Genomic DNA, 18,851 nt, shown 5'->3' with positions numbered 1-18,851 from the left:
ACATGGAAGAAAATAAAAAAAACGGCGATCCAGAGGGCTCTCGCGTTACCGAGAGTGATTACACCTCCAATTTGCTAGGAAATATACGAAGTCATCTCGCTGGGCTCCAAGGCTACGACATTATGGCGTTGGAGCTTATTCAAAACGCCGACGATGCCAAAGCTGACGCTGTGGTTTTCGATATTACCGACAACGCTCTCGTTGTGTGGAACAGCGGAACATTTTCCTATTGTGGAGAAATGACGCCTGAATGTCGGATGATGCAAGAAGAGGGGTACAGCTGTGATTTTCATCGTGTCTCCGATGTCGGTAGCGGGGGAAAGCTTGCGAAGAGCGAGAACATTGGCAGATTCGGAATAGGGTTCGTATCTGCGTATCAAATTACGGATCGTCCGGAAATCTACTCGGCGGGATTAAAACTTCAGCTAATTCCAGAAAGAGGCAAGTGTTTGTCCTCTAGAGTAACTGAGGAAGGGGGGACCAAATTTTATCTTCCGTGGGCGACTGACCCGGACTCAGTGGCGCGCAAGGGACTTGGGGCTTCCGCCGTAAGATCTAGAGATATCGATCAGCTTCAGGAGGACTTTCTATCTGTCTTGCGAAAAAGTTTGCTCTTTCTGCGTTATGTTACAAAGGCCGAAGTTCACCGAAATGGTAAATTGCTTCTTTGCTGTGAGCTTTCTCGGCCCCGAGAATCCTTGCTGGTTCTTACTTACACCCCTGAGAATAAGACTGAACGTTGGCACATTATTCGAGGAGATGCTGAGCAAGCAGCAGCAAGGTTGGCAGCAGAGTACGAGCTACTGAAAACTTATGACCGCAGTTCTGAGTTCTCCATCGCCCTGAACCTTGAATCTGAATCCCCGAGGGCGGGTCTACTTTATGCCTTTTTGCCCACAGAGCAGGCCACGGGGTTGCCGCTACATATCAATGCAGATTTTTTCCCGGAGGCTGATCGGAAGGCTCTCATCTTCGCAGGTAATCAGCACTCACGATATTGGAATGAGATGCTCATCGAGGCTGCTGCGATCGAGTTGGCTAAGGATCCAGAGGCTTTGGGTCATCTGATAGGCGAAGAAAACCTTTGGAGGATCGTTCATCAAGCCGCTGAAATGCCTCACAGCGGTTCAGATTACCCTGACTGTTTTGATTTTTTCTGGGAACACTTAAGCGTTAGCGTCTCGCAGAGCCAGGTTGCAATTGATAATAATGGCCAGCTGCGAACTCCCGATCAGGTTTATTTGCCGAAAGGGGTTACTCCCAGTGAAATTCAGGTGTCCGCGTTGAATCGTCTGGGCATCCATCTCATCTCGCCAAGCTTGTCACCGTATAGGAATACCCTCAGCAAGGTTGGCACTCCGATTCTTGGCCTTGATCGCCTGGTGGGGCTTCTTTCAAATGGTCTTGAGGGAGTGACAGCGGGAGCGCCGAAAACCGATGAGAAGATGCTTCAAGAGTTTTGGGTGCCTTTGTGGGAGGTATTAGAAGAGCTGTTACCTGAGCCGGTTAAAAGTTCTCGTCCGTATTTTGGTAACAAAGTTATCAACCATTTGAAGAACCTTGAGTGCCTTGCAACTGAGAACTTGTTCATAGTTTCGCTGGGATCAGCATATCGATCTCCCAGCTCAATTGATGCAAGTCGTCCAACTAATGTATTCCCCAAGTTGGCAATTGCCTCACGCCAAATCAACCGATACCCGAAGCTGAGCCGTCTAATTGATAGGCTTGATCTTGAATCGGTATCAAAACATCTTGACTCACAAGTGTCTCTCTATGGAGTTCAGGATGTAATAGAAGCTGAGCCTGCTGCTCTGCGCGCATTCTACACTCTCCTCGCTGATCTGGATGAGGCCGCCCCCAGTAGTGACAAGGTATATTCACTCCTTCGAGAGCTTCCACTCTGGTATTCCAGTCGAGGTCTGATCAAGGCGTCAAAAGCACTACTGCCAGGTAATTTTAAAGACCCGACAGGCAGTGGAGCTCTTTTAGATACCTCGATTCTGAGCCCTGCGGCAAGGCAGTTTGTTTCTGAGAAGCTAGGTGTCAAGACGCAGACGATTAGCGCCTTCGTTGAGACAGTATTGCCCTCGTTTTTTGACCCTTCTGGCCCCACTGATGAAGAGCATTATGGCGTCCTCATTCGTGAGCTCTCGAATCATCCGGATCTTTTAGATACCCCCAGCCCATTAAAAACTTTGCGTAGCTTGCCAATTCTGCCAACTCAGGATGGCGGGTGGGCAACTCCGGGAAATGTTTATGAGAGAAAAGATTGGTTGGAAAAGGTATTGGGAAGAGAGGAACACCTATGGTTGGACTTTTCGAAACTCCCGCCAGAGCAATCAGTTCGAGTATTTGTCGATGCGCTTGGTGTCTTGCATGACCCTGCTCCGATTCATATTGTTGATCGCCTGAAGAGTCTCTCAGAGAGATTTGTACCAAATGAAGATGTAAAGAAATTGAGCTCAGAGGCGTTCTACACGCTTGGCGAAGTGGCCCTGAGGCAAGTGGACCGAGAAAATCTTTCGATAGCACTATCCGAACTTAAAAATTCGCGTTGCTTACCTGCCAAAGGTGATGAGGAAAACTGGTACTACCCAAGCGAGCTTTATGCACCATTTCGTTCTGAAGGTTTTGAAAGCCAAGCTAACATTCTGGATTTTCGGAATACAGCGAGATTGAGCCTGAACCTACTAGATGATTTGGGTATAAACCAGAGGCCGCCTACAGATCTGGTGATCTCGCACCTCCAACACTGCATCGAGAACGGTATTGCACCGCACGAAACCACTTATCGAATATTGAGCGAGAGGGCAAAAGACGACCCTGAAGTTTCCACGCTCCACGGAACTCGGTGCATTTACGTTGATCAGCTCAAGGGATTTGTTAAACCCAGTAAGGTCTATTGGTCTCAACAGCAGCTGGGGCGGTTTGCCTACAGGGTTCCCGCGAAGCTAGAGAGTTTCACGAATTTTTTCGAGGTCATCGGGGTAAAAGACTCACCTGGCAGTGATGATCTCGTTGAAATCGTTCTCGAGATCATCTACGAATTTTATCCGCGATCAGAGCCCTTGTTCGGAGCTGATCGGAAGGTATATGAGTTATGCATGCGTGGAATCGCTGAAGCGCTTTCCGAGGGTTCAGTGGAGGACGAGGACTTGGTGAGGCTCCGGGAGGCTCCGTCCATCCTAAACCTAAAAGATCTCTTTGCTTATCCGGATGAAGTACTGCTACATGACAGCGAGTGGTTGTCGAAGTTCTTTGATGAGGAACTTAACTCTGCCCTATGTAAGTTAGATCCCGAACTATGGGAATTGGCCCAAGAGCTGGGTGTTGAGGCTTTGAGTAATGCCTGTGTTTTGAGCTTGGATCGGATAGATGGAGAGAGCTCTCTGGAAGGGGAAGTCAGCGAAATCCTTAACCAAAGAGCAAGAATTATTCGAAGACTTTTGCACGACAAACCAAAAGGTGTCCAAGAGCGCGTCACAGAGGCATTTACCAAGCTACGGGTATATAGCGTAGAGAGCATTCACGTGCAGGCATTAGCTGTAGTAGACCAGCAGGAAATCCCAGCACCGGTCTGTTCCGCGGAGGCATTTTTTGACTACACCAAAGACGAACTTTTGGTTACGAGCCCCTTTGCTGAGGGGAGTTGGGCGCCTGTTCTTACCTCCCTTTTGCATCAACTTATGCCTGATGAGTCTGGCACGGATGTTACAAAGCTTACGCTTATGTTCCATTCTGTGCTGAAAATGCCACCTGAGGATGCGAATGCCCATCTGACCAGTTTTGGGGTTCCAGAACTTGCCATGGATGATGAGTCGGAGGGCTATGACCTTGGCACTCAACAACTTGGTGAGCTGGGACATACTGGCACTGTGGATGAAGAAGCTGAGAATTTGCCACCAAAAGAGGCAGAGGATCAAGGAGGGGAAGCTGATACGCCTAAAAGTGATGAAGCTGCAGAAGGTAAACCTGATGATGTGTTGGTCAAGCCAACTGCTCCATTAGAGACGAGTGGGGCCAATGACAAAGACAGCGGGGCGGAGAAGCGGAAAGTTAATGACGTATCTGAATCCGCATCGGGAAGATTTGACAAAAATGACGGTGTGAAGCCAAACCACCACAAAGCTCGCCCCAAGCATAAAGAGCAATGGGACAAGCGTCTGTTGTCTTATGTGAGGATGAGAGATTTACAAGAAGACGGTTCTTCCGAAGATAGTGGCGGCAGGGAGCATAATCTCGCGGTTGAGGCTGCGGCACGACAAGCCGTTCGCGAGTATGAGGAAAATCGAGGACGGATACCCACTCAAATGCCCCAAACCCATCCTGGTCACGATATAGAGAGCATTGAGCCAGAAACAGGTGAAAGCCGGTTGATCGAAGTCAAAGGAATCAATGGCGAGTGGAATAATGCTGGGGTCGGGCTCTCACGGTTGCAGTTTAATAGTGCTCAGAAGTACGGCGATGGGTATTGGCTGTACGTGGTCGAGTTTGTATCTGACCCCGATAACGTTCGAGTGCATCCCATTCAAAATCCCGCTTCTCAAGTAACTTCCTTTATGTTTGATGGAAACTGGAGGGCGGCGACTGTTGATGAAGTAGAAGACCCTGCTGCTGGCTTTGTGCCAGGGGCTCGAATTAAGCACTCTACTATGGGTGTTGGTGAAATTATTGAAGTTAAAAAACGTGGACTGGTGAAGTCTTTAACTGTGCAATTCGAAGGGAAACCACAGCCAACCCGAAACGTTCTTGCAAATATTCACCAAATGCAGATTTTGGAGCCTGAAAATGGCAAAGATGATTCCTGAACTATCGGAGGCTCAACTGCATGAACTCCCGTCTAAGGCTGAGGCCAAAGTCTATAGGTCATTTCGGGATAACTTAGATTCCTCCTATACAGCCCTTTTTCAAGTTGGTTGGATTCTGAAGCGTGAGCAGGATAGAGCACGAGATGGGGAGTGTGATTTTATTATCTGCCATCCCCAGCTGGGGTATCTCTGTATTGAGGTAAAAGGCGGCGGCGTCTCCTATGAAGCCGGCTCAAATGCCTGGTACTCGCTTGACCGGCACCGCCAGAAACATCTAATAAAGGATCCTGTTCAACAAGCTCTCAGAGCCAAATACTCTTTATTCTCCAAGCTCAAAGAGCATCCCGCATCTCGGGGTTACAATCTGAACACGGTTCTTCGGGGGCATGCGGTATATTTTCCTGACATAGGAGATTCGAAACCGCTTTCAAGGCCTGACATGCCGGCAAGTCTAATTGGTACTGAGGCGACGCTGCGGAATCCCGAGGAATGGATTGACGAAGTATTCTCATATTGGGGCGCCGAGGACAGCGGTAACAAGCCAATTGGGCAGTCAGGTATTGACCTTATAGAGAAAGTATTTGCCAGGTCCTTTACAGTAGCCCCTCTGGTTTCTTCGCAGCTCAATGAGCTTGAGCAACAACGAATCAAGCTTACAAATGAGCAAATCAGAACATTGGACCTGCTCCAGTCTCACCGGCGAGTAGCAATCCGAGGTGGTGCGGGTACTGGCAAAACTGTTTTGGCATTGGAAAAGGGGCGTCGTCTCGCTTCTGAAGGCTTTAGGACATTACTTACCTGTTACAACCGACAATTGGCCGATCACCTCGCAAGTCTATGCCACGATATCGAGAACCTCGATGTTATGGGGTTTCACCAGCTTTGCCATCATTGGGTTGAGCGCGTTGAGAAAGTCTCGGGAAGGCAGCTTAAACATGAGGCAAAAGTAAACTATCCTGGGGCAGGCTTTTTTGACGTGCAACTCCCGGTGGCATTGTCATTTGCTCTTGATGAGGTTCCTGAGCGCTACGAGGCTATCGTATGTGATGAGGGCCAGGATTTTGGGGAAGAGTACTGGTTACCGCTCGAACTTCTGTTGTCGGACTCAGATTCGAGTCCATTTTATGTATTCTATGATGAAAACCAGAATATTTATTCTCGAGCTGGGACATTTCCGATTGAAACACCGCCAATTACGTTGACCAAGAATTGTCGCAATACCTCTGCAATTCATCGTGCAGCTTATGCCCATTACCGTGGCGCTGCAGTCGATCCCCCAGAACTTGAAGGTTCTGACCTGGTTTTTGACACTGCCCCGAATCACGCAGCTCAGGCTCGAAAGATTCACTCAAAAATTGTTGACTTGATTGATCGACAGCACGTTGCGCCACATGAGATCACTGTTTTGATTGGTGACGCCCAGAATAAATTTAACTATTACGGTTGCTTGCGGAACCTCCCCTTACCAGGTGGAGCTTCATGGCTAGAGGAAGGGCATCGAGCTGAAAATACTGTATTGCTAGAGACAGTTCACCGGTTTAAAGGGTTGGAGTCACCAGTTGTCCTTTTATGGGGCCTGGATGGTCTTGATCCTGAGGTAAATCGAGAGGTTTTGTATGTCGGTATGAGCAGAGCTAAGTCCCTGTTGATAGTCTCCGGGACGGTGGCGACAATCGATGGTTTACAGTAGTAAAAATGCTTTCGCAGCTCGAATGGGCCGTTTACAAAAATGTTTCTCAAGGAGTTAAAGCAGGGGCGCTGTTTCCGAAAGCAACCTGAGGATAAGTTCTAGAAATTGAGTCCGGACGATTTGGGCCGGCTGATTGAACCGTTTCCTCCGAAAGTAATGTATGAGAGGTATGCCAAACGCTAACAGGAATTATTTCAAGATAATGAGCAGTGATTTTTCAGCTTAGTCATAGTCATTGCTTAACCCGACCCCCAGATTTTGACGATATGTCATAGGTAGAAGAAAGGAGTTTTCCTTCATGCCATTAGAGAACCGTGTAACCCCAACCGGCACTATTGAAAGAAAAAGCGCTAGAGGCACCCTTATGGGCAATAGGGGTGTTCTCCACACTCCGAAGAAGGAGCTTAAACGGCAATTCAAGACAAAATCCTGGATTACCTGTCTACTGGAGTTCAAAGGTAGGCAACGCGAATTGATGTCTCCCGGCCTTTACACGGAGCTATTTTTCCTCGATGAGGTGACAGCTTTCGCCGCCGGGCATCGCCCGTGTGCTGAGTGTCGTCGGCCTCGGTATAACGAATTTCGTGATGCTTGGATTCGTGCCAACAACGAGGAGGGAAAATCTGTCATTCGTGCTCCTGAAATGGATGGCGTTCTACATACTGAGCGATTGGATGATGGTCAAAAAGTCACTTGGTCGCATTCCTTGGCAGACCTACCTCACGGAACCATGTTCAAAGCTGGTGACGAAACCTATGCACTCTTTGATGGCGAGGTTTTAAAATGGGATTTCGAAGGCTACTCAGCGGCCAAAAAGGAAAACCTTCCAAAAACTGTTGATGTTTTAACGCCTCATTCGGTGGTAAATATCTTCAGGAGTGGGTTCAGGCCAGAGTTTCATCCGAGCGCGCTTTCCTTGATAACCTGATCGACAATTTAAGAGTGGTCGGAGTTAATGCCTATATCCCTTGTCGGAATAGGTACCCGTGACTGACGTATACAGCCAGAAGGCTAGAGCTTTTTACGAACAGTACCAGTCGCTAACCTTCCAGCAGGTTCACCTGGACTGGCTCTCTGCTACTTAGGATACCCCGTAATATCCCTGATCCGCCGATAAAGCGGCTGAAGCTGCCGATACATCTTCAAATACACCTCAGAATACAGCCGCTCGTACAGCTCTCTTGTCTCTTCCTGAGGATGGAAAACGTCGCCCACACGCGTCATTGCGTTTACCGCGGTTTCAAAGTCTGGATGCAATCCAAGCCCCACGGCGGCATCAATGGCGGCGCCGAGTCCTGAGGTCTCATAGGTGTGAGGGCGTTCTGCCGGCAGTCCGAAGACATCGGCAGTGAGCTGCATGGCTGCATCGCTCTGGGAGCCTCCGCCGGCCACCCGAAGCGTTTTGATGCGGGTGCCGCTGCGTTTCTCGATTTTTTCTTTGCCTTCGCGCAGGGCATAGGCCAACCCTTCGAGAATGGCGCGGTAGATGTGGGATCGGGTATGGACATCACCAAACCCGATAATAGAACCCTTGGCCTCTGGGCCTGGCTGGCGGACGCCTGGCGACCAGTAGGGTTGCAGCATCAGCCCCATTGAGCCGGGTGGTACGGAGCGTACCAGTTCGTCGAACAGGTCCTCAGGTTCGATGCCGCGCTGATCGGCGAGCTTCTGCTCCCTCTGCCCGAATTCACGCTTGAACCAGCTCACCATCCAGAAGCCGCGATAGATCATCACTTCGGTAGAGAAGTGCCCCGGAAGCGCTGATGGGTATGGTGGCATCAGTCGGATGGGTTCGATGTACCGCTTGCTGGTGGTGTTGATGGTGGCCGTGGTGCCGTAGCTCATGCAGCCGACCTCAGGGGTGAGGCCGCCCGAGCCCAGTATTTCGCAGGCCTTGTCAGACGCGGCTGCGAGAACCGGCAAACCTTCTGGTAGTCCAAGATGCTGCGCTGCGCTCGGGGTCAGGTGTCCCACCAACTCACCGGGTTTGACGAGCTCGGGCAGCATATCCGGGCGCACCGGCATGGTTTGCCACTTGAAATCGCGTGTTCCTGCCCAGCGGTGGCGGCGATAATCAAACGGTAGGTAGCCTACCTGGCTGCCGGTGGAGTCCCGGAATTCTCCGGTCAGCCGGTAATTCAGGTAGCCAGAGAGGAGCAGGAAATGCCGGGTTTTGCCCCAGATCTCCGGTTGGTTCTGGGCGATCCAGTTGGCCTGGGTTTTCTCGCGAAAGCGATGGATGGTGTCTTCAAGTCCGGCAATCTTGAACAGCCAGCCCCAGGGGCCCTGGACTCGGCCCTTGACCTCGGCATGGCGCTGGTCCAGCCAGATTATGGCGGGGCGGAGCGGCTGCCCCTCGGCGTCCAGGTTGATCACGGTGCCTCGCTGGGTGGTCACCGTGACACCGACCACACGATCCGGGGTGGCATCGGTGCTGTTCCACAAGAGACGGCACGCTGCCCCAAGGTTGTCCCAGAAGTACTCCGGGTGTTGCTCGGCCCAACCGGGATGCTCGGAAAAGTACGGCTCGATTTCCTGTTTGCCCTTGCCGACAAGGTTGCCGTTGGTATCAAACAGCAATGCCCGGATGCTTTGGGTGCCGTTATCAATGGCGAGTATCAGAGGGTCAGCAACCATTGGCAGCCCTCCGGCGTGGCAAACTGTACGCCGCCTCGTGAATCTCGAAATAGCGGTTTACTTCCTGTTGCCACTGGCGGTCGCTCCAACCCAGAGCCGGCTGGCAAAGTGCCTGAATCGATGGCATCAATACGCGGCCGCCATCCCGCCAAATCAGCCCCAAACGGGTCCGGCGAAGCATCAGGTCGTCCAGGTGTTGCACAGACTCCATGCGGCAGGCCCAGCCCAGTTCCGCCCAAAGCAGATCCGTTCCGGGGATCGTTGCCAGACCTTGCGCATCGGAGTGAGTCAGGAGTTCCTGGAGGTCGGGGCCGTATTGCCCGCGTAACCGGTTCCAGGTCTGATGCCCTATGAGCTCCGGGCGTTCGATGTCTGCCGGCGGTGCGAAGATGGGGAGGTCGTTCTCGCGAAGTGTTTGCGAGCCTTCTTGGGAAATACCGTCGGTCAGCGCTTCCCGGGCAATCAGCCGGAAAGTGGTGAGCTTCCCGCCTGCGATGCTGATCAGGCCGTTGTCTGCACGAATCTCATGTTCCCGGTTTTCTTTAGAGGGTGCCTTTCCTGAGCCGTCGGTCACCACGGGGCGCACACCCGCCCAGGTTGAGATGACGTCGGATTCGCACAATCCGCTGCCGGGAAAGAGTCGCCCGGCGATTTTAAGGAGATACTCCACTTCCTGCTCGGAAATGCAGGGCTCGGTTGAGAGATCGCCCTGATGATCCAGGTCGGTAGTTCCCAATACCGTGGTGCCAGCCCAGGGGAAGGCAAACACGGGGCGGCCGTCATCCGGATGAAACAGTGACACTGAGCAGGAAACGGGGAGTCGCTGCCAGGGCACGACGAGATGACTGCCCCGCAATGGTCGAATGGTCATGGTCCGGGATGCCGAATCCTGCAACTGGCCGGCCCAGGCACCGGTCGCATTGATGACCAGCGGTGTCTCCACATGGATCTGTTCTGACTCATTTTCCGGCTGGAGTTGGATGCCGGACACCTTGCCATCGGTGCGTTGTATGTCCGTCGCTTTGACGTAGTTCAGGCACAGTGCGCCGTCTCGTTGGGCCTCTTCAATGACCCTCTGAACCAGGCGTGCATCGTCGGTGACCGCATCGGTAAAGCCGCTGGCCGCTTGCAGGTTTTCGCAGGCAAGGCCCGGTACCCATTGGCTGGCTTCGGTTGGACTAAGTCGGATCCGGGACTGAAATCCGGCGAGCCGGTCATAAACCCGCAGCAGCAGCTGGAACAGAGCGGGGCCGGGGAACTGCTTTTTGTAGTGGGGCATGATGAACGGGAGGGGTTCGATCAGCCCGGGCGCCTCGGCCATCAGGCGCTGGCGTTCACGGACAGCGTCACGGGTCAGGCCGTATTGACCGCTACCGAGGTAACGCAGGCCACCATGGACCATTTTGGAGGATCGGCTGGAGGTGCCCCAGGCAAAATCCTTCTGTTCGACCAGCAGCGTGCGCAGGCCACTACCGGCGGCTTCCCGTGCAACACCGGCACCGGTAATGCCGCCGCCTACAACCACAACGTCGAATCGTTGGTTGCCTGCTCGGAGCGTGTCGATGATGGCTTGCCGTGTCATGGCTGTCCTCATTTGATCAGTGTGCCTGGATTGAGCAGGCCTTTGGGGTCAAATGAGTGGCACAGGGCGGTAATGGCCTGGATGCCGAGATCGCCTTTCTCGATGGGCAGGTAGGGCGCATGGTCTTTCCCCACACCGTGTTGATGACTGATGGTGCCCCGGTTGCGAACGATCAGATCCGAGGTGGTCCGTTTGAGGGTTTCCCAGCGGGACAGTGTCTCTTCGTAGGAATCCGCCACTCGGTACACGTAGGTGGTGTAGATGCTGCAACCCTGACCGTAGAAATGCGACAGATGGGTAAACACGTGGGTGTCTTCACCCACTGGCTTAAGTCCGCCCCGGAGGTTGTTTTCTATCTTGTTAAGCAGGTTATCGACGTTGTCCCAGTCCGTGGCGGTTTCAAGGGTGTCGACGGCATAGCCGAGTCCCCACAGCGCTTCTCTCAGGTAGGGCATGGTGAATCGTTTGGCCGCCCACTTGTCGCCGAGTTTGGTGCCCGTGTAGACCCCCTGGTATTGCTTGCAGATCGCGCGGGTCTCCTTCAGCCCGGTACGACACTGGGCCCGGGTGCCTGTGAGTCCGAACGTCATCATGCATTTGCCATCTCCCGCACCGCGTGCGGAGAGGTAGCGTTCCAGCAGGCCAATCAGTTTCGGATGGCCGGCCAGTGCCAGCTGGGTTTCGGTCTCCACCGCGTTGGACAGGCGTAGCATGGAGAGCTGTGTCCGGCTCTGGACCAGCTTTCGGCAGGCGGTTCGGGCGCGGTCCCAGTCCGGGAAAAACACCACATGAAAACTTTCTTTTTCGGGTAACGGTGTGACCCGAACGCGGACTTCGGTAATCAGGCCCATCCGCCCTTCAGATCCGAGGATCATCTCGCGGATATCCGGCCCTGCACTTGAGGCCGGTATGGTGGGGATGTCGAGTGTGCCCTGGAGCGTTTCAATCCGCCCGCCAGCAAAGAGCTGTTCAATACGTCCGTACCGCAGTGATTGTTGTCCGCTGGAACGGGACGCCACCCAGCCGCCAACGGTGGACAGCTCGAATGATTGAGGGAAGTGGCCGAGGGTATAACCGTGGGCGCGAAGCTGGGATTCAACCAGTGGCCCGGGGGTGCCTGCGCCGAAGGTTGCGATCTGGCTTTCTCGATCAAGGTCGATCAGGCGGTTCATGTTGCCCATATCGATCGTCAGTATCGGTTGGCCGGAATCCGCCGGGTTGATGTGCCCGGCAACGCTGGTGCCTCCGCCATAGGGGATCACGGTGACGCTGTTGGCCTCGGCATATTTCAATAGCTTTTGTACGTCGAGGCTGGTGTTGGGCAATGCCACACCGTCCGGAAAGATTCCGAATTCACCGCTACGCATCGCCAGCCAGTCGGCGAGGCTTTGCCCGCGGGCGTGACGGACCCGGCATTCTTCGCTGGTATCGATCAGGTGGTCGACATCGGCGTCGGATGGCAGCCTTGAGGCAGGAACCTGTTGACAAACGGCTTCAAGGGAGGCATCCGGCAATGGTTTTGCCGAGCATATTCGCGCTGAAAGAAAACCCTGGCCTTCGTCTGGGAGGGTCAACTCGAAGTTCTCATCTCCCCAGCCGTTCCATCGTCGCATAGCTCTGGTACTCCATGAAAAATAGTGCGGTTGCCGGCATTGTAGGGTGTTGGCGTGATTCGCTGATGTCGGTTGGCGACAATTACGGTGTCATTTGGCGTCACGGCCGATATCACGGCTGACCCAATTCCGGTTCAGGGGCGCAGCGACTCGGTCAGTCGATTGTTGAGTTCCTGCCAGCGGGACAGTTTCTGCGCTTCGCCGATTCGTTTGCCTTCACCTTCCGATTTGTTCAGCCACAGGCCTTCACCGTTGAAACTGTAAACGGGTTCAAGATCAGTACGTTGTGAGGCAGGCTTTATGTCGTTTGTTAAGTTGTCGAGGATTAGCGGGTCGGCGTCCGGTTGCGAATACCAGGCCAGAACCATGTGGGCCTGATTCAGTTCGAGCGCTTTGACGTAGACGATTCTGAGCTGTTCATCCGGTACGCCCATGGATTTCAGGCTGAGGTATTTGGCAATGGAGAAATCCTCGCAATCCCCACCGTTGGTGGTGAGCAGTTCCACCGGGGTCGCCCAGTAGTCTTCCTCGCCCCAATGCTGGATATCGCTGACAAAGGCGACGCGGTTGAAGAAGGAATTGATGAGCCGTAGCTGGCGGTCTATGGGGGCGTTTTGGGCCAGTGCCTCAAGGCGTTGCCAGTTTTCGAGCCGTTGGTGGGCTTCCTGGCCGAAGGTCTGCCGTACGTAGTCCATCAAGCGGTTGCTCAATTCGACCGCGCTGACGATGGCGGTAGCCAGCAACAAGGCTGGCATAAGCATGGAGCGGCGGCGCGGGTAAGAGGCTGCCGACACCATGATCAACCTCAGTTGTTGTTACGCAGGCGTTCCCTGAGTTGTTCCAGGCGCCTGCGTATTTCTTCCCGGCGCTGTTGTTCGCCATTGCTGGGTGACGCAGCACGGGGGGAGGGCGAAGGTTCGGGGGAGGCGGTCCGGGCTGGCTCTGGAGTGTCGTTTGCGGCCACCGTCATGCCTGACGGATCGTCTTCCTCCGGGAAGAACAGGTTTTCGAGTTTGCCGCCTCTTTCAATGATGATTCTGTTGGGATGCACCGAACGGAGTGTGGCGTTACCGGGAAGTTCATCGCCCACAAGATAGGCCTCGGTGTTTCGTTTCTCATCCTCGATCAGGGCGCTTCCCGGGAACTCGCCGTCAGCGGCCATAACGCCGCGAAGATAGAGCCTTAGGTTGGTTTCCGGCAGGTTTTCTGTGTTCGCGACCGCCGGCGTCTTCACGCCGCTTGCATCGCCAAACAGCGCCAATGAGGCCAGATTGACGGTTGGCACTTTGGGCGTGTTGGATGAGTCCGCTGCGATGGCGTTCTGATTCGTCGATACAGCGGGCTGGCTTTCCTTCTGCCATACGCTGTATCCCTGCCAGGCGGTTGTACCCAGCATGGCGGCTCCGGCTGCCAGAGCTAGAATAAGAGGGAGCCGTTGGTTGTTTAACTGCATTGATCGTCCCGGATGCAATTGGGTGGGCGAAGAAAAAGGCCCACAGGTTATCAGACTGAAACGTTATAGTGGCAGTATAGTGTATAGAGTTATTCAGCGGGTCCATATCCTGTGGTAGCCTTTCTGAATTAATTGAATCAAAAAGAATTTCATAACGAGAACGACCTTGACGACAGAAACCGAACTTCAGCAGCAGGATGCTCCGCTGGGCCGTCTTCCCTTCACATTTGCCAAGCGCAACGGTGTCATTCTGACGCGCTCGGACGACGGGGACCCGGTTATTCTGGTTAAGCCCGGGGCATCGCACTCAGCGCTGGCCGAGGCAAACCGGATCAGCGGCGGTCGGGCCAGGTTCTCAACCATCGACCCGGACAGTTTTGATGAAGCGCTCAACGCCGCCTACCAGAACGATTCGGCCGAGGCGATGCAGATGGTGGAGGGCATTGGCGACGATATGGACCTGGCGTCGCTGGCGGATTCTGTTCCTGAAACCGAGGATCTGCTGGAACAGGAAGACGATGCGCCGATCATTCGCCTGATCAACGCGATCCTGACCGAAGCCGTCAAGACCAGTGCCTCGGATGTTCACATCGAAACCTACGAAAAGCGTCTGATTGTTCGTTTCCGGGTGGATGGTGTTCTTCGGGAAGTGGTTCAGCCCAAACGGGCGCTGGCGCCTTTGCTGGTTTCCCGTATCAAGGTTATGGCCAAGCTGGATATCGCCGAAAAGCGGGTTCCCCAGGATGGCCGGATAGCGCTCCGGGTGGCCGGCCGGGAAGTGGATATTCGGGTATCGACCATGCCGTCTTCCAGCGGGGAGCGTGTGGTGTTGCGTCTGCTGGACAAGCAGGCGGGAGCGATTCGTCTGGAATCTCTCGGAATGAGCGAAGCCGATCTTTCCATTCTGCGCAAACTGATCCATCGCCCCTACGGCATCATGCTGGTGACGGGTCCCACGGGCTCCGGTAAGTCCACTACGCTGTATGCCGCACTGCAGGAAATCAACGACCGTAGCCGCAACATACTGACCGTCGAAGACCCGATCGAGTATAACCTGGCGGGTATCGGTCAGACCCAGGTCAATCCGAAAGTGGATATGACCTTTGCCCGTGGCCTGCGCGCCATTCTGCGTCAGGACCCCGATGTGGTGATGATTGGTGAGATCCGGGATCTGGAAACCGCGGAAATCGCGGTCCAGGCGAGTTTGACCGGGCACCTGGTACTGTCGACCCTGCACACCAATACGGCGGTGGGTGCGATTACCCGTATGATGGATATGGGCATTGAGCCGTTCCTGATTTCGTCCAGTCTGGTGGGCATTGTGGCCCAGCGGCTTGTGCGTGTTCTCTGCAAAGAGTGTTGCGAGCCCTATACGCCGACCACTGAACACTGCGAGTTCCTTCAGCAAGATCCTGAAAATCCGCCGACCATCTATCGCGCCAAGGGCTGTGAGCACTGTAACCAGCTTGGCTACCGTGGCCGTATCGGTATCTATGAAGTGGTTGAGGTTAACGAGGAAATTAGCGCCCTGATCCATAAACGCGCGGGTGAACTGGAGCTTGAGAAGGAAGCCCGGCTTAAGGGCCCGAGTATTCACGCGGATGGGGTGCGCAAGATACTGGATGGCGTTACCACCGTCGAAGAGGTTCTTCGCGTCACACACCGGGGTCAGTAAGCCATGCCCGCATACGAATACAAGGCACTGGATGCCCGGGGCAAACAGAAGCAGGGTGTGATGGAAGCGGATGCCGCGCGAGCGGTGCGCCAGCAACTCCGTGAAAAGGGCATGACACCGCTGGCCGTTGAGCCGGCGGCGGAAAAACAGGCCAAAAGCACGCCATTCAGCGGCGGCGGAACCCTGTCGGCAAGCGATCTGGCATTGGTCACCCGGCAAATCGCTACCCTGATCCAGTCCGGTATTCCGGTGGAGCAGGCGCTGTCTGCCGCATCCCAGCAGTCCACGAAACCCCGCATTCGCAGCATGCTGATCGCCATCCGGGCCAAGGTCATGGAGGGGTATACCCTGGCCGACAGCCTCGGCGAGTTCCCACGCGCGTTTCCTCGCCTGTACCGGTCAACCGTAGCGGCGGGTGAACACGCCGGGCACCTGGATCTCGTGCTGAACCGGTTGGCTGACTACACCGAAGGACGGCAAGAGGCCCGGCAGAAGATCCAGTTGGCCGCCATCTATCCCATCATTCTCAGTGTGGTCGCCATTGCGATTGTGGTCTTCCTGCTGACTTACGTTGTGCCGGACATCATCGAGGTGTTTCTGAAGCAAGGGCAGGAGTTGCCCGCGTTAACCCAGGCCATGCTGGTGGTGTCTGATTTCCTCGGTAGTTATGGCATTTACCTGCTGATTCTGATCATTCTGGCCCTGGTCGGTTTCCGGTTCGCGTTATCAAAGCCGGCATTTCGCATGAAGTTCCACAAGCGCTTGCTGCATCTGCCTCTGTTCTCAGGCATGGTGCGGGGTGTGAACACGGCCCGCTATGCCAGTACCCTGAGTATTCTGACCACCAGTGGCGTGCCGCTTGTGGAGGCGATGAGAATCGCCGGCGAAGTACTCTCGAACGATTATCTGCGTTCGGAATTACGTGAGGCGGCGAAGAAGGTCAGTGAAGGCGGCTCGCTTCACCGTTCCCTTGACCAGAGTGGTTACTTTCCGCCCATGATGCTGCACATGATTGCCAGTGGAGAAGCCAGTGGCGAACTCGACAGCATGTTGGAGCGAACCGCGCGCATGCAGGAGAACTCCCTGCAGTCGAAAATTGCGGCAATTGTCGGGCTGTTTGAGCCAATGATGCTGTTATTCATGGGTGTGGTGGTGCTTATTATCGTGCTGGCGATTATGTTGCCTATCCTGAATATGAGTAACCTGGTTGGTTAGTCACGGGTGTGGCCACAGCAAACGAAACAAACGAAAGGATTTCCTGTCAATGACGAGTGAGAAAATGACGACTCAAACGATTATGAAACGGAACGCCAGTCAGGGTTTTACCCTGATCGAAATCATGGTGGTCATGGTTATCCTGGGCCTTCTGGTTGCGATTGTTGCACCGAACATCATGGGGCGCAGTGACCAGGCCAAGGTTACGGTGGCGGAAACCCAGCTCAGCAACATTGCCAACGCGCTGGACCTCTACCGCCTGGATAACAGCCACTATCCGTCAACCCAGCAGGGCCTTGAAGCACTGGTTTCCAAGCCCAGTGGTTCCCCTGAGCCCCGGAACTGGAACCCGGACGGTTACCTGAAGAGTGTCCCGGAAGATCCGTGGGGTGCTCAGTACCAATACGTAAGCCCGGGTGTTGAAGGCCCATACGACCTGTATTCCTACGGTTCCGACGGTGTGGAAGGTGGTGACGGTGATGCCGCAGACATCAGCGTCTGGAATACCGAGGGCTGATTTGTTGTGCAGTCCCGGGCGCATCAGGCAGGTTTCACGCTCATCGAGATTCTGGTTGTCCTGATCATCGTTGGGCTGCTGGCGGCTCTTGCGGTGTTCAGCATGGGCGGCAGTTCCCAGCAACGGGAGATGGAGAACCAGGTTCGGGAGCTTTACCTGCTGATGCAGACGGCATCGGAGCAGGCGGTTCTGAATAACCTTGAAATGGGCCTGAAACTGACCGAAGACGGTTATCGCTTTATTGCCTTTCAGGACCAAAACCGCGAATGGAAAGGCTCGGGGGAGCGCATGTTCAAGGCGCGCAGCTTTCCTGAGTGGATGGTTGTGACCGAATTCATCGAAACCGACGCACCGAAGCTGGCCAGCGAAGAGGATGATCTGCTCCCGGACGTTGTCTTTTTCTCTAGTGGTGAGACAACACCTTTCGAGCTGGAATTTACCATCGGCAAGAACACGGATTCCATGCATGTAATCGCCTCGGACGGTTTTTCACCGATGGAGTGGCGAAAGCCCGGTGATGAGGGCGATCAGTGAAACGAGTCCGCGGTTTTACCCTGATTGAAGTGCTGGTTGCGTTGCTCGTGTTCGGACTGATTGCAACGGCAGCCGCCGAAGTCGGCAGCCAGTATATTGGCAGCTATGAGCGGATTCGTGACAAAACCCTCGCCGGTTGGCTTGCCGACAACCGCATTAACGAACTCCGGTTGGAAGAAGACCTGCCCGGCATTTCCGAGAATAGCCGCGATACAGAATACGGCCCCTACCGATGGCAGGTCACAACCCGGGTGATGGCCACCGAAGACCCCAAGATGCGGCGTATTGAAGTGACGGTGGCACGGTACACCGACGAGCGTTCGGAGCCGGCACCCATTCATACTCTGTCAGCCTTCCTGGGAGAAAACTGATGGCGGTTGTTCGGTTGCCCAGCGGCTTTTACCGGGAGCGCGGTTTCACTCTGATGGAAGTGCTGATCGCGGTGACCATTACCGCCGTGATTGGCCTCGGAGTGTGGCAGGTGATCAATGGCGTGGTCCGTTCACGGGATCGGGTCGACGAAGTGGCGGATCAGTTCGACGGCCTCCAGAGAGCGATGCTGCTTCTGGAACGCGACATCACCCAGATCGTCAATCGGTCGGCGAGGGACGTTTACGGGGACTACCAGCCGGCACTGACCACCCGCCAGGAAGGATTTGCCCTGGTGCTCACACGACAGGGCTGGCGGAACCCCCTGGGTACGCGTCGCAGCGGGCTTCAGCGCGTTGCCTGGGAGTTTACCGGGAGTGAACTGCACCGGCGGTACTGGCCCAATGTGGATCAGGGGCAGGAAGACGACAGCGTTGATCTGTTGCTGTTGGATAATGTTACCGACCTGGAGGTGCGTTTCCTGGATGAAAACCGGGCATGGCAGGACCAGTGGCCCACGGACCAGATGATGGCAAACCTGACCCAGGGAAGCCGGCCAGAGATCCCGATGCCGATCGGTCTGGAGTTGACGATTGAGCACGACGTGTTCGGCGAACTCGTGCGCACGTTCGTACTACCGGATTTCAGTGTCGATCAGGCCCAGGGGCTGGTCAACGACCTTAACGCATCCGCCGATGAGGACGATGCGGGGGAGGCATCCGGTACCCAGAATAACGCTGGCGGGCAGGGCTCTTGAT

The 18,851-nt window shown here is 54.5% G+C and carries 14 protein-coding genes; 9 read left to right on the top strand and 5 right to left on the bottom strand.

The features are described from left to right. The first annotated feature begins 2 nt into the window (after nucleotides 1-2). The 3 genes from D777_RS04695 to D777_RS04685 all read left to right on the top strand — a co-directional run bounded on the left by D777_RS04695 (nucleotide 3) and on the right by D777_RS04685 (nucleotide 7,426). The gene (locus D777_RS04695; RefSeq protein ID WP_051668939.1) at nucleotides 3-4,808 is read left to right on the top strand and encodes a DUF3883 domain-containing protein; all 4,806 of its coding nucleotides are present in this window, start codon (nucleotides 3-5) and stop codon (nucleotides 4,806-4,808) included. Beyond that, nucleotides 4,789-6,498 carry an ATP-binding domain-containing protein gene (locus D777_RS04690; protein WP_051668938.1) on the top strand — a complete coding sequence of 570 codons (1,710 nt, stop codon included), beginning with the start codon at nucleotides 4,789-4,791 and terminating at the stop codon, nucleotides 6,496-6,498. Before D777_RS04695 ends, D777_RS04690 begins: the two co-directional genes overlap by 20 nt. 298 nt (nucleotides 6,499-6,796) lie before the next feature. Continuing rightward, nucleotides 6,797-7,426 carry a hypothetical protein gene (locus D777_RS04685; RefSeq protein WP_036129142.1) on the top strand — a complete coding sequence of 210 codons (630 nt, stop codon included), beginning with the start codon at nucleotides 6,797-6,799 and terminating at the stop codon, nucleotides 7,424-7,426. A gap of 149 nt (nucleotides 7,427-7,575) precedes the next feature. Here D777_RS04685 and D777_RS04680 read toward each other — a convergent pair whose 3' ends face one another. From D777_RS04680 to D777_RS04660, 5 genes are all read right to left on the bottom strand, one after another. Continuing rightward, on the bottom strand, nucleotides 7,576-9,135 hold the full coding sequence (locus D777_RS04680) for an FGGY-family carbohydrate kinase (RefSeq protein ID WP_036129140.1): 1,560 nt from the start codon (nucleotides 9,133-9,135) through the stop codon (nucleotides 7,576-7,578). Then, complete coding sequence (locus D777_RS04675) at nucleotides 9,125-10,717, bottom strand: glycerol-3-phosphate dehydrogenase/oxidase (protein WP_036129136.1); 1,593 nt, start codon at nucleotides 10,715-10,717, stop codon at nucleotides 9,125-9,127. Before D777_RS04675 ends, D777_RS04680 begins: the two co-directional genes overlap by 11 nt. Before the next feature lie 8 nt (nucleotides 10,718-10,725). Continuing rightward, the gene (locus D777_RS04670) at nucleotides 10,726-12,330 is read right to left on the bottom strand and encodes an FAD-binding oxidoreductase (protein ID WP_036129134.1); all 1,605 of its coding nucleotides are present in this window, start codon (nucleotides 12,328-12,330) and stop codon (nucleotides 10,726-10,728) included. Nucleotides 12,331-12,464: 134 nt separating this feature from the next. Beyond that, nucleotides 12,465-13,127, bottom strand: coding sequence for a transglutaminase-like cysteine peptidase (locus tag D777_RS04665; RefSeq protein ID WP_036129132.1), 663 nt, complete (start codon nucleotides 13,125-13,127; stop codon nucleotides 12,465-12,467). Between the two features lie 8 nt (nucleotides 13,128-13,135). Continuing rightward, nucleotides 13,136-13,783: a type II secretion system protein N gene (locus D777_RS04660; protein WP_036129129.1), complete on the bottom strand. Its 648-nt coding sequence runs from the start codon at nucleotides 13,781-13,783 to the stop codon at nucleotides 13,136-13,138. 166 nt (nucleotides 13,784-13,949) lie between these two features. On the opposite strand from D777_RS04660, the gene gspE reads away from it, so the two are divergent. Genes gspE through gspJ form a run of 6 tightly spaced genes read left to right on the top strand, consistent with a single transcriptional unit; the run spans nucleotide 13,950 to nucleotide 18,850 of the window. Next, on the top strand, nucleotides 13,950-15,458 hold the full coding sequence (gene gspE, locus D777_RS04655; RefSeq protein ID WP_036129127.1) for a type II secretion system ATPase GspE: 1,509 nt from the start codon (nucleotides 13,950-13,952) through the stop codon (nucleotides 15,456-15,458). A 3-nt stretch (nucleotides 15,459-15,461) separates the two neighbouring features. Then, nucleotides 15,462-16,673 (top strand): type II secretion system inner membrane protein GspF, encoded by a 1,212-nt coding sequence (gene gspF, locus D777_RS04650; RefSeq protein ID WP_036129125.1) that lies wholly within the window; start codon nucleotides 15,462-15,464, stop codon nucleotides 16,671-16,673. 49 nt (nucleotides 16,674-16,722) lie between these two features. Next, complete coding sequence (gspG, locus tag D777_RS04645) at nucleotides 16,723-17,190, top strand: type II secretion system major pseudopilin GspG (RefSeq protein WP_406564751.1); 468 nt, start codon at nucleotides 16,723-16,725, stop codon at nucleotides 17,188-17,190. A 6-nt stretch (nucleotides 17,191-17,196) separates the two neighbouring features. Then, nucleotides 17,197-17,724 (top strand): type II secretion system minor pseudopilin GspH, encoded by a 528-nt coding sequence (gene gspH / locus D777_RS04640; protein WP_036129124.1) that lies wholly within the window; start codon nucleotides 17,197-17,199, stop codon nucleotides 17,722-17,724. Further along, the gene (gspI, locus tag D777_RS04635; protein ID WP_036129123.1) at nucleotides 17,721-18,095 is read left to right on the top strand and encodes a type II secretion system minor pseudopilin GspI; all 375 of its coding nucleotides are present in this window, start codon (nucleotides 17,721-17,723) and stop codon (nucleotides 18,093-18,095) included. The genes gspH and gspI overlap by 4 nt, the downstream gene beginning before the upstream one ends. Continuing rightward, nucleotides 18,095-18,850, top strand: a complete 756-nt coding sequence (gspJ, locus tag D777_RS04630; protein ID WP_036129121.1) for a type II secretion system minor pseudopilin GspJ — start codon at nucleotides 18,095-18,097, stop codon at nucleotides 18,848-18,850. Before gspI ends, gspJ begins: the two co-directional genes overlap by 1 nt. The last annotated feature ends 1 nt before the right edge of the window (nucleotide 18,851 follow it).

It is taken from the genome of Marinobacter nitratireducens (assembly GCF_000708045.1).
Taxonomy (GTDB): Bacteria; Pseudomonadota; Gammaproteobacteria; order Pseudomonadales; family Oleiphilaceae; genus Marinobacter; species Marinobacter nitratireducens.
The sequence above is the reverse complement of the archived record's forward strand: the minus strand, read 5'-3'. Positions and strand labels throughout refer to the sequence as shown.

Excerpts from the sequence above, each read along its gene's own strand:
- D777_RS04685 (WP_036129142.1), top strand. The coding sequence starts at position 6,797 with ATGCCATTAGAGAACCGTGTAACCCCAACCGGCACTATTGAAAGAAAA.
- D777_RS04670 (WP_036129134.1), bottom strand. The coding sequence starts at position 12,330 with ATGCGACGATGGAACGGCTGGGGAGATGAGAACTTCGAGTTGACCCTC.
- gspF (WP_036129125.1), top strand. The coding sequence starts at position 15,462 with ATGCCCGCATACGAATACAAGGCACTGGATGCCCGGGGCAAACAGAAG.
- D777_RS04675 (WP_036129136.1), bottom strand. The coding sequence starts at position 10,717 with ATGACACGGCAAGCCATCATCGACACGCTCCGAGCAGGCAACCAACGA.
- D777_RS04690 (WP_051668938.1), top strand. The coding sequence starts at position 4,789 with ATGGCAAAGATGATTCCTGAACTATCGGAGGCTCAACTGCATGAACTC.
- gspJ (WP_036129121.1), top strand. The coding sequence starts at position 18,095 with ATGGCGGTTGTTCGGTTGCCCAGCGGCTTTTACCGGGAGCGCGGTTTC.
- D777_RS04680 (WP_036129140.1), bottom strand. The coding sequence starts at position 9,135 with ATGGTTGCTGACCCTCTGATACTCGCCATTGATAACGGCACCCAAAGC.
- D777_RS04660 (WP_036129129.1), bottom strand. The coding sequence starts at position 13,783 with ATGCAGTTAAACAACCAACGGCTCCCTCTTATTCTAGCTCTGGCAGCC.
- D777_RS04695 (WP_051668939.1), top strand. The coding sequence starts at position 3 with ATGGAAGAAAATAAAAAAAACGGCGATCCAGAGGGCTCTCGCGTTACC.
- gspG (WP_406564751.1), top strand. The coding sequence starts at position 16,723 with ATGACGAGTGAGAAAATGACGACTCAAACGATTATGAAACGGAACGCC.
- D777_RS04665 (WP_036129132.1), bottom strand. The coding sequence starts at position 13,127 with ATGGTGTCGGCAGCCTCTTACCCGCGCCGCCGCTCCATGCTTATGCCA.